This is a genomic window from Chromatiaceae bacterium (genome assembly GCA_024235395.1).
Taxonomy (GTDB): Bacteria; Pseudomonadota; Gammaproteobacteria; order Chromatiales; family Chromatiaceae; genus Thiosocius.
Genome location: JACKMK010000001.1, coordinates 898,625 through 914,389, shown reverse-complemented (window position 1 = coordinate 914,389; position 15,765 = coordinate 898,625). Strand labels below are relative to the sequence as shown.

Below are 15,765 nucleotides of genomic sequence, written 5' to 3'. Positions count from 1 at the left end.
GTTGCATCAGCATGGAACTCAACTCGACAGAAGAAATCATCGAAGACCTGCGCCAGGGCCGCATGGTCATCATCATGGATGACGAGGATCGCGAAAACGAGGGCGATCTGATCATCGCCGCCGAGGCGACATCACCGCACGCGATCAATTTCATGGCCAAGTACGGCCGCGGGCTGATCTGTCTGACGCTGACCAAGGAGCGCTGCCGCCAGTTGCGCCTGCCGCTGATGGTCAATACCGACAATCAGCTCGAGTCGACCAATTTCACCGTTTCGATCGAGGCCGCCGAAGGGGTGACGACCGGCATCTCGGCAGCCGATCGCGCGACGACGGTGCTGGCCGCCGTGAAGCCCGACGCGCAGCCGCAGGACCTTGTACAACCGGGGCACATCTTTCCGCTGATGGCCCAGCCGGGCGGGGTGCTGGTCCGCGCCGGCCACACCGAGGCGGGTTGCGACCTCGCGCGTCTGGCCGGATTCTCTCCCAGCGCGGTGATCGTCGAGATCCTCAACGAGGATGGCAGCATGGCGCGGCGGCCGGACCTCGAGGTGTTTGCCGCCCAGCATGACCTGAAGATCGGGACCATCGCCGATCTGATCCAGTACCGGATCAAGAACGAAAAGACCGTCGAGCGTGTCACCTCGTGCAACCTGACGACACAGCACGGGGATTTCCAGTTGGTCGCGTATCAGGACGTGATCGGCAACGAGATGCACCTGGCGCTGGTCAAGGGCGAGATCAGTCCGGAAAGGCCCACGCTGGTGCGCGTGCACGTTCAGAACTCGCTGTGCGATCTGTTCGAGGGCACGCGTGATTGTGGCTGGCCGCTGCGGCGGGTCATGGACCAGGTTTCCGCTGAGGGCGAAGGGGTGATCGTCGTGCTGCGCAATTACGATACCGCACGCGACATTGTCCAGCGCATCCAGGACTACAAATGGCACGGCGTCGAGGACACGATCCCGGAGCGCAAGCAGAAGGGCAGCGACGACGACCTGCGCACCATCGGTGTCGGCGCACAGATCCTGTCGGACCTCGGCGTCCGTCAGATGCGGGTGATGAGCGCGCCCAAGCATCTGCACGCGCTGGCCGGCTTCGAATTGGAAGTGGTCGAGTTCGTCAGCACCGACTGAACCGGCCGGCAGAAGATATCAAGAGGAAATCTGCATGAGCATCAAGACAATCGAGGGCGGTCTGACCGTCTCCAACGCACGTTTCTGCGTTGTCGTCGCGCGCTGGAACAGCTTTGTCGTCGACAGCCTCGAGGCCGGTGCGATCGACACCCTGAAGCGTCACGGGACGCGCGATGCCGACATCACCGTGGTACGCCTGCCGGGCGCGTTCGAGATGCCTCTGGTACTCGACAAGATCGCTGCCAAAGGCGACTACGACGCGATCGTCGCGTTGGGCGCGGTGATTCGTGGCGGCACGCCGCACTTCGAGTACGTTGCCGGGGAGTGTGTCAAGGGGATGGCGCAGGTCACGCTGAAACATGGCGTACCGATCGCGTTCGGCGTGCTGACCGTGGACACCATCGAGCAGGCGATCGAACGCGCCGGGACCAAGGCCGGCAACAAGGGTGGTGAGGCCGCGGCAAGCGCGATCGAAATGGTCAACCTGCTGCGTGCGTTGTGAGGTAATGCAGCGGTGAGCCGGCAACGCAGTCGTTCGCGCAGCCTGGCAATCCAGGCGTTGTACCAGTGGCAGATGGCCGGCCAGGACGTCGGTGCCATCATCGAGCATTTCCTGCTGGAGCAGGATGCAAAAAAATTCGACGGTGACTATTTCAGCGAGCTGGTGCGCGGTGTCCCGGCACGCATCGGCGAACTCGACTCGGCGCTGGCACCCTGGGTCGATCGCGCACTCGAATCGGTGGATCCGGTCGAACGCGCCATTCTGCGCCTGGGCGCCTACGAACTCCTCGAGCATCCGGAGATACCGTACCGCGTCGTGATCAACGAGGCCGTGGAGCTGGCGAAGACCTTTGGCGCCGAGCAGGGTCATCGATACGTGAACGGCGTGCTCGACAAGGCGGCACGCGCGTTGCGGCCGCTGGAGACGTCGGCCCGCCGCTGACAGCACCGCGCCGTGCCCGTCTCAGAGTTCGACCTCATCCGGCGCTATTTTTCCAGGTCCACGCCTGAACGCGCCGATGTGCTGCTCGGCATCGGTGACGATTGTGCATTGTTGAGTCCACCGCCCGACCAGTGCCTTGCGGTGACCATGGATACCCTGGTCGCTGGTCGTCACTTCGCGCGGGATGCCGATCCCGAGGCATTGGGCCACAAGGCGCTCGCGGTGAACCTGAGCGACCTCGCTGCGGTCGGCGCGCAGCCGGCCTGGGCCAGCCTTGCATTGACCTTGCCGGAGGTGGACGCTGATTGGTTGTCCGCGTTCATGGCCGGTTTCGCAGCGCTCGCCACGGCACACGCAGTACAGCTGATCGGCGGGGACACGACGCGCGGGCCGCTGAGCATCACCGTCCAGGTGCACGGGTTCATCGAGGCCCAGGCCGCGCTACGACGCGATGCGGGCCGGGCTGGACAACGGCTGTTCGTCAGCGGCACGCTCGGTGACGCCGCGCTCGCGCTGTCGCGGCAGCAGCGGGGCGAGCATCTGGCGGATGCGTTACGCCAACGCCTCGACCGGCCGATGCCGCGCGTCGCACTGGGACGGGCGTTGCGCGGCCGGGCGGCGGCAGCGATCGACATCTCCGACGGGCTGCTTGCCGATCTCGGCCATATCTGCGCCTCCAGCAGCATTGGTGCGGTGGTGGAGCTCGCCCGTTTGCCGCTGTCGCCCGCGGTCTCGGCGGACGTCGCGCAGCGCGGCTGGGAAGGCCCGTTGAGCGGCGGCGACGACTACGAGCTGCTGTTCAGCGTCGCGCCGTCCGATGCCGACGGTGTGTGTGCCGAGTTGATCGCCGCCGGACACGAGGTGCAAGAAATCGGCCGCCTGGTCGATGAACCGGGCATCACGCTGGTTCATCCGGACGGGCGTCAGACCAGGGAGCAGCCGCGTGGCTTCGACCATTTCCTCACCTGAATCGCTCCCCAAGCCGGACATCGGCAATCCCGTGCACCTTCTGGCGTTCGGCTTCGGCGCGGGTTGTTCGCCGTTCGCGCCGGGCACCATGGGGACCCTGCTCGCGGTCGGGGTCTACCTGCCGTTGTCGCTGCTGCCACTGCCGGTCTATGGCCTGATGCTCGCGGTCATCGTCGTGCTGGGCATCTGGTTGTGCGGCCGGGCGGCGCGCGACCTCGGCGTCCACGACCACCCCGGCATCGTCTGGGACGAGATCGCCGGCTACCTGTTGACCATGCTCGCCGCGCCGACCGGCTGGATCTGGGTTCTGTTCGGATTCGTGTTGTTTCGCTTGTTTGATATCTGGAAACCCTGGCCGATCAACTGGCTGGACCGGCGCGTCGCCGGCGGGCTTGGGATTATGCTCGACGATCTCGTGGCCGGTGTCTTCGCGGCGCTGGTCCTGCAAGCGGTCGCGTACTGGAGCTGAACCGGAGGGATGAGGATGAGGCACATCAAGGGCATGGTGAGCGCGTTCCTGATGCTGTGCGTCGGTGGCGCAATGGCCGCGCCTGCGGTCAAGGTGCTGGCGCTGTTTCCCGGCAAGGCGATGCTCGAGATCGACGGCAAGCGCAAGGTGCTGGCTTCCGGTGCGCGTGGGCCGGGCGGGGTGTTGCTGGTCAGTGCGGATGCGCACCGCGCCGTCGTGGAGATCGACGGGGAGCGCCGCGAGATGCGCCTCGGATCGACGGTCAACGCCAGCTATGCCGCCACCGAGCGACGTGAGATACGCATCCTCAAGGGAGGCCACGGCGGCTATTTCGTCGACGGACTGATCAACGGTCAACCGGTACGTTTCCTGGTCGATACCGGCGCCACCAGCATTGCATTGAGCGAGGTGGACGCGGGCCGCCTCGGCATCACGCACCGGATCGACGGTGTGCCGATCAATGTCGCGACAGCGTCAGGCCGGGCGGTGGGTCACCGTCTGAAGCTGGACAGCATCTCGGTGAACGGCGTGCGATTGAACGACGTGACCGCCGTGGTGATCGAGGGCGCGAGCCCGCAGTTTCCGCTGCTGGGCATGAACGTGTTGTCACAGTTCGAGATGGATCAGCGCGAAAACCTGCTGATCCTGCGCAGTAAGTACTGAGTCCGCCGGCGCCATGCCGTCGCGCGGCGGCCTGTTCCGCTAGGCGGGTGCTTCCGCCTCTTTGTCGTGCTCGATCAGCGCGTAGGCGGAATGATTGTGGATCGACTCGAAGTTCTCCGCCTCCACCGTGTAGGCACAGATCCGGTCGTCGGCGTTCAGCCGTGCGGCGACATCGCGTACCACGTCCTCGACGAACTTGGGGTTGTCGTACGCGCGTTCGGTGACGTACTTCTCGTCCGGCCGCTTGAGCAGCCCGAACAGCTCACACGAGGCCTCCTGTTCGACCAGCTCTATCAACTCCTCGATCCAGACGAAATCGCAGGTGCGTACCGTCAGCGTCACATGTGACCGTTGGTTATGGGCGCCGCGGTCGGATATGGACTTCGAACAGGGGCACAGGCTGGTGGTCGGCACCACGACCCGGATGAACATCTGCGGCTCGCTGTTGCGCACCTCGCCGATCAGGGTCACCTGGTAGTCCAGCAGGCTCTCGACCCCGGAGATCGGCGCGCGTTTGTTGACGAAGTAGGGGAAATCCATCTCGATGTGGCCACGCTCCGACTCCAGTCGCTCGACCATCTCGTTCAGCATGTCCTTGAACGATTCGACCGAGATCTCGCGCTCGTGGCTGTTCAGGATCTCGACGAAGCGCGACATGTGCGTGCCCTTGAAATTGTGCGGCAGGAACACGTACATGCTGAAGGTGGCGATCGTGTGCTGCTCGCCCTCGCTGCGATCCTGGACCCGAACCGGGTGACGGATGTCCTTGATGCCGACCTTGTTGATCGCGATGCGCCGGGTATCGGCGCTGCCCTGCACGTCTTCGATCTCGGGGCCGCTGGTCGGCTTCGGTATTGCTACGGTCATGTGCTTACTGCGGGCGGCGCCCGCGCCTTTAGTTGACTGATTTGCTCAAGATTATATCCGCCCCGTACAGGGCTACAAAACACCGCAAAGTCTAAGGCGGAGCCGCCTATTATCGCCGTAAGCAGTGAATGCGCGCTATCGGTTTGTGCGGAGGGGGGCGGAAAAGTCGTGGGAAATCAACGCTGGCGCCCGACAATGTAGTGCGCCAGCTGGCGCAGCGGATTCGCCGCGTCGTCGAACATGGCAATGTTGTCGAGCGCCTCTTCGATCAGCCGCTGGGCCATCTCGCGTGCCGCGTCCAGGCCGATCAGGGCCGGATAGGTCGCCTTGTCGGCGGCCGCGTCCTTGCCACGGGTCTTGCCGAGGGTCTCGGTTTCGCCCTCGACGTCGAGTACGTCGTCGCGCACCTGGAAGGCCAGTCCGATGCACTTCGCGTAGCGTTCGAGGCCCGGTGCCCGCGGGTCATTGGCGGCCCCGGCAGCGAGCGCGCCCAGGCGCACGCTGGCCAGGATCAGCGCCCCGGTCTTGTGGATATGCAGGTTCTCGAGCTGCGCCAGGTCGATCTCGCGGCCGGTCGCGGCGATGTCCAGGGCCTGACCGCCGGCCATTCCCCGCGATCCGCTGGCATGCGCCAGCTCCGCGATCATCCGCAGGCGATCGGCGCGGTCGATACACAGACCGTCATCCTCGCACAGCACGCGAAACGCCAGGGTCTGTAGCGCGTCGCCCGCCAGGATCGCGGTCGCCTCGTCGTATGCCCTGTGGCAGGTCGGCCGACCGCGCCGCAGGTCGTCGTCGTCCATCGCCGGCAGGTCGTCGTGCACCAGCGAATAGGCATGGATCAGCTCGACCGCACAGGCGGCGCCATCCAGACAATCGGGTTTGACGCCCAGCGCCTGTCCGGCGGCATACACCAATACCGGCCGGACCCGCTTGCCGTCACCCAGCGTGGCATAACGCATCGCGCTGTGCAGCTCTTGCGGCTGCATCGATGCCGCCGGCAACCATTGGTCGAGCGCGCGCTCGACACGTGTGCGGCAATCGCCGAGAAATACCTGAAAACCAGGATCAAGCGTCATTTTCGAACGGCTCGGTGGGCGCGTCGGGATTCTGCGCGGTCAGGATCTCGACCTTTTGTTCGGCGGCCTGCAGGGCCTGTTGGCAGCTGCGCGTCAGCGCGATACCGCGTTCGAATGCGCTGAGCGAATCCTCGAGACTGAGCTCGCCGCCTTCCATGCGCTCGACCAGCGCCTCGAGTTCGGCGAGCGATTCTTCGAAAGAGGGTGATACGGTCTTCTTTTTGCTCATGCGGCGATTCCGGTGGGGTGGCTAAAGCTACCGCACGCGGTCACCCGAGGTAAACCCGGCGGATGCAGAGCTGACGGCGCCCGCGGTACACTGCGCGCCCATGCAATTCCGAAATAAACGCCTGCAGGCTGTGCTGTCGTGGCTGCCGATCCTGGCCGCCGTGGTGTTCGCCGGCGCGAGTGTCGCGCGCGACGTGGTGGTCGATCCTTATCACGATTACCGCGACGAGGTGGAGCGTGGCGAGTACCAGTACGACGACAGCAACGACATTCCTTGGATAGAAAACGAATCCGAGGTCCTGGCCCTGCCGAAAAAGGAAAACCTTTACGCGCTCAATGTCGATGCGCTGCCGCCCGGCTTCGAGTTGCTGATCGACCGTTCGCGCATATCGGTGGATCCACGCGACCGCGTCGTGCGCGTCTGGCTCTGGTTGCACAGCGAGGCCGGCGCCGAGAGTGCGACCTTCGAGGGTTTCCGTTGCGAGACGCGCGAATACAAGGTGTATGCCTATGCCAACCCGCGGCGGGATCCGCCGGTCAGCAAGGCGAGGCGGCCGCGCTGGCTCGCAGTTCGCGAGATTGGCCAGACCGCCTACCGTGCGGAACTGCTGAGCGATTATTTCTGCGGAATCCGTGGTACACGCGACGCCGACCAGATCCGCAACGCGATGACCGGCGAGTTCCAGCGCGAACATTTCATGTCCGAGTGACGCGCCAAAACCTGAAGGGAACCGACAATGAGCGCCTATGACGCTTCCGCGATAGAGGTATTGAGCGGGCTTGAGCCGGTACGCAAGCGTCCGGGCATGTATACCGATACCTCGCGTCCGAACCATCTCGCCCAGGAGGTGATCGACAACAGTGTCGATGAGGCGCTTGCCGGGTATGCGAAGAAGATCGAAGTCACGCTGTACAAGGACGGCTCGCTGGAGGTCAGCGACGATGGGCGTGGCATGCCGGTAGACATCCATCCGCAACAGGGCATACCAGGGGTCGAAGTGATCCTCACCAAGTTGCACGCGGGTGGCAAGTTCTCGAGCCGCAGCTATCAGTTCTCCGGCGGATTGCACGGCGTGGGCGTTTCCGTGGTGAACGCGCTGTCTCAGCACCTGGAGGTCTGGGTGAAACGCGACGGCGCCGAATACAACATGGCATTCGCACATGGTGACAAGGTCTCCGACCTCGAGGAAGTCGGCAAGGTGGGCCGCAACAACACCGGCACCCGTCTGCATTTCTGGCCCGATCCCAAGTATTTCGATTCACCCAAGTTCAGTGTCCGCGAATTGCGCCATCTGTTGCGCGCGAAAGCGGTGCTGTGCCCGGGACTGCTGATCCGCTTCTTTCGGGAGGGCGAGTCGGAGCACGATGAATGGTGTTTTGCAGACGGCCTGTCCGATTATCTCGCCGAAGCGCTGCACGGCCTGAGTTGCCTGCCCGAGGCGCCGTTCGTCGGTAGCAGCACCGGCAATGACGAGGCCGCCGACTGGGCGCTCGCATGGTTGCCGGAAGGCGGAGAGACGCTCACAGAGAGCTATGTGAACCTGATTCCGACCCCGCAGGGTGGGACGCACGTCAATGGTCTGCGCACCGGCCTCACCGAGGCGGTTCGTGAGTTCTGCGAGTTCCGCAACCTGTTGCCGCGTGGCATCAAACTGGCGCCGGACGACGTATGGGCCAACGTCAGCTACGTGCTGTCCGTGAAGTTGCGTGATCCACAGTTCTCGGGTCAGACCAAGGAGCGCCTGTCGTCCCGGGAGTGCGCACCGTTCGTCGCCGGCGTGGTCAAGGACGCGTTTGGACTGTGGCTCAACCAGCATACCGATATCGGTGAGCGCATCGCCGATCTGGCCATCAACGCGGCGCAGGCGCGCCAGCGTGCCGGACGCAAGGTGGTGCGCAAGAAGGTCACCCAGGGGCCGGCGTTACCGGGCAAGCTCGCCGACTGCCTCTCGGACGATCCCTCGCGTACTGAGTTGTTCCTGGTCGAGGGTGACTCCGCCGGTGGATCCGCCAAGCAGGCCCGCGACCGCAATTTCCAGGCGATCATGCCGCTGCGGGGCAAGATCCTGAACACCTGGGAGGTCGATTCCGGCGAGGTGCTGGCTTCCCAGGAGGTTCACGATATCTCGGTCGCGATCGGTGTCGAGCCGGGCAGCGACGATCTTTCGAAACTGCGCTTCGGCAAGATCTGCATCCTCGCGGACGCGGATTCCGACGGCGCACATATCGCGACGCTGTTGTGCGCGCTGTTCGTGCGACATTTCCGCGCCTTGGTCGCACAGGGCCACGTCTACGTGGCAATGCCGCCGCTGTTTCGCATCGATGTCGGCAAGCGGGTTTTCTATGCGCTCGACGAACATGAGCGGCAGGGCATTCTCGACCGGATCGCTGCCGACAAGCTCAAAGGCAAGGTCGGCATTCAGCGTTTCAAGGGGCTCGGCGAGATGAATCCGCTGCAGCTGCGCGAGACCACGATTCACCCGGACACCCGTCGCCTGGTGCAGTTGACCATCGAACCCGGCGACGACACCAACCAGGTGATGGATATGCTGCTGGCGAAAAAAAGGGCGGCGGATCGCAAAGCCTGGCTTCAGGACCGGGGCGATCTGGCCGAAGTCTCCTGAGCGACCGATGTCGCGGACGTTCACCGTCCGCGCCAGAAGCGTGACCCGGGTTTAGCAAAATGCATCAGAATTCGCTAATATTGCGACGCAGCATGAATTCGCTGGCGGGATTTGGACTATGAACTTGCGATTTGCTCTGCGGCTCGTGATCGTCGGCGCGTCGGTATTCGGCGGCGCGGTGCAGGCTGCGCCCGACGGACGTGAGTTGTACATCGAGCACTGCAGCGCCTGCCACCAGATGGAAGGCCAGGGCGGCATCGGGCTGCCGTTGCCGAATGTCAAACTGGCCGATGTCACCGACGACTATCTGCACAAGACGATCCGTCTGGGCAGACCGGGACGCGTGATGCCGGCGTTCCAGCGGATCAGCGATGCCCAGGTCGGTGCGATCGTGCGCTTTCTGCGCCAACGCTCGGGGACCACGGAACCGACCTACAGCGATGAACCGGTGGTCGGTGATGTGACCCGCGGCGCGGCGGTGTATGCCGAGCATTGCCAGAAGTGCCATGCGGAGGACGGCAGTGGCGAGGGCAAGGGGACCGGCGTCACCGAATCGCGGGAACGCGGATTCCTGGTGATGCCCGCGTCCATCTCGAACGAAGGCTTTCTCGCCTCGGTGTCGGATCAGATGATGCATCGGGTGGTCGAGGTGGGGCGGAAATCGTCCGGCATGCCCGCATTCGGTCAGGGCAAACTGAGTCCGCAGGAAGTCAATGATGTCGTCGCCTATGTCCGCAGTTTCGAGCGGCATGCTAAGGAACGCGCGCCGATCGACCCCGAGGAACGGCCGGCGCATCTCTACGATTCGCCCTACGACTTCGAGACCACGGTCAACAACGTCAAGGCGGCCTTGACCGGGGCGAACTTCCGCATTTTTCCCGACCGGCTGTTGGAGCAGGGCCTGATCGACGAGTTCAGCGTCAATACGCGGCAGGTCGGCGTGCGCTTCTGCAATTTCAACGTACTGTACGGCATGCTCAAGATCGAGCCGCGTCTCGGAATCGTTCTGCCGTGCCGGATCACGATCATGGAACGTGCCGACGGCCAGGTCGTGTTGGTGGTGCCGAATCTGCGTGTCGTGTCGCGTTGGTTCAACAACGACGAGCTGGTTGAGCTCTGGGACCGTATGGAAGAGACCTTCGTCTCGATCATCGACGAGGTGACGCTATGAGCCGATTCGCGAAAGCCGGATTGCTCGCATTGCTGTGGCTGCTGACGACTGTAGCCGCCGCCGAAAACATGCTGATGGGCAGGATTCCCATGCGCGCGGAGATCGTCCTGGAGTATGTGAAGACCAGCGTCGAGGAACACGGGTATTCGGTTGCCCATATCCAGCTGTGCGACGGCGGCATGGCGGACTTCGGTTACAAATCCGACTTCTACCGCGTGGTGTTCTTCGGCAAGGTGGACGAGGTGCGCAAAATCTCGGAACGGTATCCCGAATTGGTCTCCTACGTGCCGCTGAAGATCGCGGTGATCGCGGAAAAGGACGAGACCCTGCTCGCGGTCCTCAACCCGCGCGCGCTCTCGCCGTTCTACGCCGATGAAGAGGTGCAGATTCAGCTGGACCGCTGGCACAGCGACCTGATCAGTATCCTCGACGATATACGTCGGGCGACCGGGAAGCGGCTGGCCGCCGGCTGACGCCATGCCGTTCGGTGCCAGGCGCCCGCGCGGATTCAGCGGTGCCCGGGGGCTCGCCGACGGGTTGGTTTCGATCGACTGCCCCGGATGCCGTTGTGGTTCGCGCGGCTTCGCCTAAACTCATGCCTTGAGACTCAAAGCAGCCAGTCCCAGGGAGTACCGGTGTGATCAGTTCGGAGATGCATCTTGAGCCGTCGGCGGATATGCACTTGTTGTCACCGGTGGGGGTGAGACGGACCATCCGCTGAAACGCTGCGTGCGTAAACCCGTTTCAAAATCGGTGGCGCGAATCGTCGCCAACTGTCTTTTCCCATTGTGTATGGTTTCGCCCGCATTGGCGGCCCCCGTGCTGGTCGCGCATCCCTCTGTCGATGCCGACCACGTCACCCTGAATACGACGCGGCTGATGTTCAGCATGCAGCTCGGTCAATGGCCGAACGGCACCCCGGTGCGCGTCTTCGTCCTGCCGGATGACAACGGTGTTCACCGCGCCTTCAGCAAGGACAGTCTGAGCCTCTACCCACGTCAGTTGCGGCGAACCTGGGATCGCCAGTTGTATTCGGGTACCGGTGAAGTACCCGAGGTGGTGACTGACGAAACCGAGATGCGCGCGAGAGTGGCGGCTACGCCGGGCGCGATTGGATACCTTTCCGACGAGATGATCGATGACACCGTTAAAGTTCTCGATATTCGTTGATCGCGTGCGTCGCGGGCGTGCCTGGGTGGCGGCGGTCGGCTTGCTGGTGGCCTGTGAGTCAGGTCACGCAGAGGGATGGCAAAGCGATCTGCAACTGCACGGATTCGCCACGCAGGGGTTCGTACACACCAGCGACAACAGCTTTTTCGGCGACAGCGAAGACGGCAGCTTCGAGTTCACCGAACTGGGCGTCAACGCGTCGTACAAGGCGGCCGCGAACGTGCGTCTGGCGGGCCAGCTGCTGTCGCGTCGCGCCGGGGAGATGTATGACGGTTCGCCCACCATCGATTTCGCGTTGGTCGACTGGACCCTGTCAGACACACCGGCGCATACCTACGGCGTCATGTTGGGGCGGGCCAAAAACCCGCTGGGGCTGTACAACGACACGCGCGATGTGGCGTTCACCCGTCCGAGCATCTTCCTGCCGCAACAGATCTATTTCGATCGCGTCCGCAACCTGATCCTGTCGTCGGACGGCGTGCATCTCTACAGTCGTTTTTACACCGACGCCGGCAATTGGTCGCTGAACCTGGGGCTCGGACGGACACCGGTGGACGAGAATGTCGAGGTGACGTTCCTGGGCGCCGATTTCGGTGGCGAGATGGACGCGGATGGCCTGTCGGTGATCGGTCGGGTCGCGTATGAGACGCCGGATGCGCGTTGGCGGTTGGCGCTCAGCGGTGCCAAATCCGCGCTGACCTACAGGCGCGACACGGGCGATCCATTCGGCAGCGGGGAGATCGATCTTTTCTATTGGATCGCGTCGGCCCAATACAATGCCGAGCGCTGGAGCCTGACCGCCGAATTCATGCAGGAGCCGGTCGAATTCAAGAATTTCGGTCCCGCTGTCGATAACCGCGATGGCACGGTGCGGGGATATTACCTGCAAGGGAGTTACCTGCTGCGCAGCGATCTGGAACTGATCGCGCGGTTTGCGGAGGGATACGCTGACAAAGACAGCCGGGATGGGACACGACAGTCGGCCCTCACCGGTGGACTGGTTCCACCTTACGGCTTTTTCCAGAAAGACTGGATGATCGGGCTCCGCTGGGATGTTACGCCGAATTTCATGTTGCGCGCCGAATACCAATGGACCGAGGGGACATGGACTTTGTCCAGTCGCGAAAACCCGGTCCCGCCAGCCACCGTCAAGGACTGGGAGATGCTTTCGTTGCTCGCATCCTACCGATTCTGAGGGTGGCGTGGGATGAATGCCGCTCCGAGTAGCCAGGAGTCGGCGCGTGCGCGGTTCGTCAGCCTCAAGTGGAAGGTCGGGCTGATCGTCAGCCTGGTGCTGATCGTCGTCAACACGCTGATCACACTTGTCGCGTATCACCAGTCCAACCGCCAGTTCAATCAGCAGAACCTTGATCTGCTGCGGCAGCAGCAACGCACGATTTCCGGCCTGCTGCAACGCGACTACGAACAACTCAACAGCCTTGCCGGCTTTATCCCGCAGTTGAGCAGCGACGCGAAAGATGCCAAGGGCGCGGCGTACCTGCGGTCGATCCTCGAACGGCACAGCGCCTTGCTGGGTCTCGAATGGGGCATCGAATCGCTGGCCTTCTACGACGCCAATCGGTTGCTGGTGTACTCCTGGCCGAGCGCCGCCGAACAGGGCTTGCGCAGTGCGCTTGCGAGGCGTGCCGCTGAAACGGATGCGCCCGCCGGCCGCATCGACTGCACAGGCGAATGCGTATTGACCCTCGCGGTACCGCAGCTGGACGGTCGGCTGCGTGGCGGTGTCTTGGTGGTCAGCCGTTCGGTCGCTGACGGCATCCTGGCGTTTCAGCGCCTGTCTGGCTCGGAAGTCGCGGTATTGGTCGCGCGCCCGACTGCGTCGGCGACGGCGTCCGTCGGTGGCAGTCGCCACCTCGCGAGATGGTCGGTGGACGTGCCGGCGCTGAGTCATCCGGACATGACGCTGCGCATACTCGGTGCGTTGCAGCAGCGGGACACCCTCGAAGAACTGCGTCACGAGGCGCGCTACATCCAACTGGGGGACCAGTGGTTCTCCTGCCTGCTGGGCCACGATGACGCGGCCGGCGAGGACACCTCCTTCCTGGTGATCAATCCGATCACCGAGGACATCGCCCAACTCGGTGCGGCCAACCGCGCAATCGTCACGACCGGCGTCGTCGGGCTGTTGGTGACCGGAACCATCCTGCTGGCCTTCCTGTGGAAGCCGATGCGGCGTATCCGGCAGCTCGCGTCCGCCCTCCCGGCGCTTGCCCGCAACAACTTTCCGGCGTTGCACGAGGCGCTGCCGCCGCGCCGCAACAATCTGGTCGAGGATGAGATCGATGTCGTCGTCGATTCGGTCCGCAGCCTGTCGGATGATCTCGAGAGTGCGCTGGGTGCGCGACTCGAGGCTGAACAGAATCTCATCTGGCTGGCCGACCACGACCCGCTGACCAATCTGTACAACCGGCGACGGTTTCAAGAGGTGTTCGATCGCATACTCGCGCTCAGTATTCGTTACCAACGCACGGGCGCCTTGCTGTTTCTCGATCTCGACCAGTTCAAGTACGTCAACGATCTCAGCGGTCATCAGGCCGGCGACGCACTGTTGTTGCTGGTCGCCAGCAGCCTGCGCGACGCCGTTCGCCATACCGACGTGCTGGCGCGTCTGGGTGGTGACGAATTCGCCCTGGTGTTGCCGGAGGCCGGCGCCGAGGAGGCCATCTTCATGGCCAACAAACTGCAGCACGACCTGAGACAGGTGGAGTTTTCGTCGAACGGCCGTCCACACAAGATCAGCTGCAGTATCGGCATCACGCTGTTCCCGGATCATGGAGGCGACCTGAACGAACTGCTGGCCAATGCCGACATGGCCATGTACCAGGCCAAGGAATCGGGTGCAGGCCGCTGGCATATGTACTCGCGTGACGAGCTGGCGAAGGAGCTGCTGGCGACCCGGGCGAAATGGCGCGAGCGGATCTCCCAGGCGTTGCTGGATGACGCATTCGAACTGCACTACCAGCCGATCTACGACATCAAAGCGAAACGCGTCACGCGCTTCGAGACTCTGGTGCGGATGCGCGACAACGCGGGGCGGCTGGTCTTCCCGGACAACTTCATTCCAGTCGCCGAACAGTCCGGACAGATCCATGAGATCGATCGCTGGGTGATCCGCAAGGCGATCGAGCGGGTCAAGGCAGTGGCCGGTCTGTCTCTGTCGGTCAATCTGTCAGGCCGGGTGCTCGATGATCCTTCACTGCTGGAATGGTTTCACCAGGAACTGCAGAACAGCGGCATCAATCCCTCGCGCCTGATCGTGGAGATCACCGAGACTGCGGCGGTCGCCAATGTCCAGGACGCGATCGCGTTCATGCGCGAGATCAAGGCGCTCGGTTGCCGCTTCGCGCTGGACGACTTCGGCAGCGGCTTCTCGTCGTTCGCCTACCTGAAACAGCTGCCCGTGGACATCGTCAAGATCGACGGGGCCTTCATCCAGCAGTTGGCCCACAGTGCCGATGACCAGCTGTTCGTAAAGGCGTTGACGGACGTTGCCAAGGGACTTGGCAAGACAACGGTGGCGGAGTTTGTCGAAGACGCGGCGACCCTTCGGCTGCTCGAGCAGTTCGGCGTGGATTTCGCCCAGGGCTACCACATCGGGCGTCCCGCGCCGGAGATGGCCGGCGTGGCCTGAACACCGACGCTCGCGGACGACACCCGTTTGGCTATGCTTGTCGAATGCGACCCGACACCCGTCTTGTCTCCCCTGGCCGCCGTGCAGCCGCGATACTCGGTCTGCTGTTCCCGCTCGTTGCATTCGCGGGCAGCGCCGAGACCGACGACTGGCCCGACTGGGTGGACGAACAAGAACGCGTGCGCGCGCGCATCGCTGCGGTCAACGAAGGCGAGCTGACGTTCTTGTCGGCGGCCGACACGCCCGTACACCATCACCAGAACCACATAGCAATCACCGAGCGGTCACTGATCGACGGATGGGTGACCATGGAGCAGTGCCATCTCAACCTGGACCAGGTGCCGGCCGCACAGATCCTGTTCCGGCCCACGGCTTCGCGCAACCTGCAGGTGATCCGTTTCCGCAACATGGACGAGGCATTCCCTGATGGCAGCAGCGTCCAGTTGCGTGGGATCCGGGCCGATTCCGAGGTCTGCCTGCGTGCCGAGAGCCGCGCACTCCACGCGCTCGACCAGGGCATCTACGAACTGCAGAACGGGCCCTTCATGCGGCGCTTCCTGGATGGTTATTACCCCTTGCACCTGTCGATGAGCATTGTCTACCCGGCCTCGCTGAGGCTCAGCGAGCACATGCCTGAACAGCAGCCCGGTTTCGTGGTCACCCGGGGGCCGGGGACCATTGCGGTCGAGGCGCTGTTCGAGGGCAGACTCCAGACCCGGTTCCGCTTCCGGGGCGATTGAGGCCCCGCCGCCTGACCCGGTTTAGGCGCTAAACCCCTAGCACGATGTGCCGCTAACGAG

The 15,765-nt window shown here is 63.5% G+C and carries 17 protein-coding genes; 14 read left to right on the top strand and 3 right to left on the bottom strand.

The genetic code is table 11. The annotated features are described in order from the left end of the window. The first annotated feature begins 11 nt into the window (after positions 1–11). The 6 genes from ribB to H6955_04230 are packed head-to-tail and all read left to right on the top strand — an operon-like array spanning position 12 to position 4,174. Complete coding sequence (gene ribB / locus H6955_04255; protein ID MCP5312744.1) at positions 12–1,130, top strand: 3,4-dihydroxy-2-butanone-4-phosphate synthase; 1,119 nt, start codon at positions 12–14, stop codon at positions 1,128–1,130. 34 nt (positions 1,131–1,164) lie between these two features. Beyond that, on the top strand, positions 1,165–1,632 hold the full coding sequence (gene ribE / locus H6955_04250) for a 6,7-dimethyl-8-ribityllumazine synthase (protein ID MCP5312743.1): 468 nt from the start codon (positions 1,165–1,167) through the stop codon (positions 1,630–1,632). Positions 1,633–1,644: 12 nt separating this feature from the next. Next, positions 1,645–2,073, top strand: a complete 429-nt coding sequence (gene nusB, locus H6955_04245) for a transcription antitermination factor NusB (protein ID MCP5312742.1) — start codon at positions 1,645–1,647, stop codon at positions 2,071–2,073. A 12-nt stretch (positions 2,074–2,085) separates the two neighbouring features. Then, positions 2,086–3,042 (top strand): thiamine-phosphate kinase, encoded by a 957-nt coding sequence (gene thiL / locus H6955_04240; protein MCP5312741.1) that lies wholly within the window; start codon positions 2,086–2,088, stop codon positions 3,040–3,042. Then, positions 2,960–3,511 (top strand): phosphatidylglycerophosphatase A, encoded by a 552-nt coding sequence (locus tag H6955_04235; GenBank protein MCP5312740.1) that lies wholly within the window; start codon positions 2,960–2,962, stop codon positions 3,509–3,511. Before thiL ends, H6955_04235 begins: the two co-directional genes overlap by 83 nt. A gap of 15 nt (positions 3,512–3,526) precedes the next feature. Next, positions 3,527–4,174: a TIGR02281 family clan AA aspartic protease gene (locus H6955_04230; protein ID MCP5312739.1), complete on the top strand. Its 648-nt coding sequence runs from the start codon at positions 3,527–3,529 to the stop codon at positions 4,172–4,174. A gap of 39 nt (positions 4,175–4,213) precedes the next feature. On the opposite strand, the gene H6955_04225 is transcribed toward H6955_04230, so the two are convergent. From H6955_04225 to H6955_04215, 3 genes are all read right to left on the bottom strand, one after another. After that, positions 4,214–5,041, bottom strand: coding sequence for a GTP cyclohydrolase I FolE2 (locus tag H6955_04225; GenBank protein ID MCP5312738.1), 828 nt, complete (start codon positions 5,039–5,041; stop codon positions 4,214–4,216). A gap of 176 nt (positions 5,042–5,217) precedes the next feature. After that, positions 5,218–6,120 (bottom strand): (2E,6E)-farnesyl diphosphate synthase, encoded by a 903-nt coding sequence (gene ispA, locus H6955_04220; GenBank protein MCP5312737.1) that lies wholly within the window; start codon positions 6,118–6,120, stop codon positions 5,218–5,220. Beyond that, complete coding sequence (locus H6955_04215; protein ID MCP5312736.1) at positions 6,110–6,349, bottom strand: exodeoxyribonuclease VII small subunit; 240 nt, start codon at positions 6,347–6,349, stop codon at positions 6,110–6,112. The genes ispA and H6955_04215 overlap by 11 nt, the downstream gene beginning before the upstream one ends. Positions 6,350–6,449: 100 nt before the next feature. Between H6955_04215 and H6955_04210 the strand changes: the two genes are divergently transcribed. The 8 genes from H6955_04210 (at position 6,450) to H6955_04175 (ending at position 15,705) form a co-directional block, all read left to right on the top strand. Further along, positions 6,450–7,058 (top strand): hypothetical protein, encoded by a 609-nt coding sequence (locus H6955_04210; protein ID MCP5312735.1) that lies wholly within the window; start codon positions 6,450–6,452, stop codon positions 7,056–7,058. 27 nt (positions 7,059–7,085) lie between these two features. Then, positions 7,086–8,972 carry a DNA topoisomerase IV subunit B gene (gene parE, locus H6955_04205; GenBank protein MCP5312734.1) on the top strand — a complete coding sequence of 629 codons (1,887 nt, stop codon included), beginning with the start codon at positions 7,086–7,088 and terminating at the stop codon, positions 8,970–8,972. Positions 8,973–9,090: 118 nt separating this feature from the next. Then, complete coding sequence (locus tag H6955_04200; protein MCP5312733.1) at positions 9,091–10,143, top strand: c-type cytochrome; 1,053 nt, start codon at positions 9,091–9,093, stop codon at positions 10,141–10,143. Then, positions 10,140–10,616, top strand: a complete 477-nt coding sequence (locus tag H6955_04195; GenBank protein MCP5312732.1) for a hypothetical protein — start codon at positions 10,140–10,142, stop codon at positions 10,614–10,616. The genes H6955_04200 and H6955_04195 overlap by 4 nt, the downstream gene beginning before the upstream one ends. 319 nt (positions 10,617–10,935) lie before the next feature. Next, a complete protein-coding gene (locus tag H6955_04190) occupies positions 10,936–11,313 on the top strand; it encodes a hypothetical protein (GenBank protein ID MCP5312731.1) in 378 nt (125 codons plus the stop codon). A 43-nt stretch (positions 11,314–11,356) separates the two neighbouring features. Next, the gene (locus H6955_04185; GenBank protein MCP5312730.1) at positions 11,357–12,508 is read left to right on the top strand and encodes a TonB-dependent receptor; all 1,152 of its coding nucleotides are present in this window, start codon (positions 11,357–11,359) and stop codon (positions 12,506–12,508) included. A 12-nt stretch (positions 12,509–12,520) separates the two neighbouring features. Then, complete coding sequence (locus H6955_04180; GenBank protein MCP5312729.1) at positions 12,521–14,965, top strand: EAL domain-containing protein; 2,445 nt, start codon at positions 12,521–12,523, stop codon at positions 14,963–14,965. Between the two features lie 44 nt (positions 14,966–15,009). Beyond that, the gene (locus H6955_04175) at positions 15,010–15,705 is read left to right on the top strand and encodes an alpha/beta hydrolase (GenBank protein ID MCP5312728.1); all 696 of its coding nucleotides are present in this window, start codon (positions 15,010–15,012) and stop codon (positions 15,703–15,705) included. Positions 15,706–15,765 lie beyond the last annotated feature (60 nt).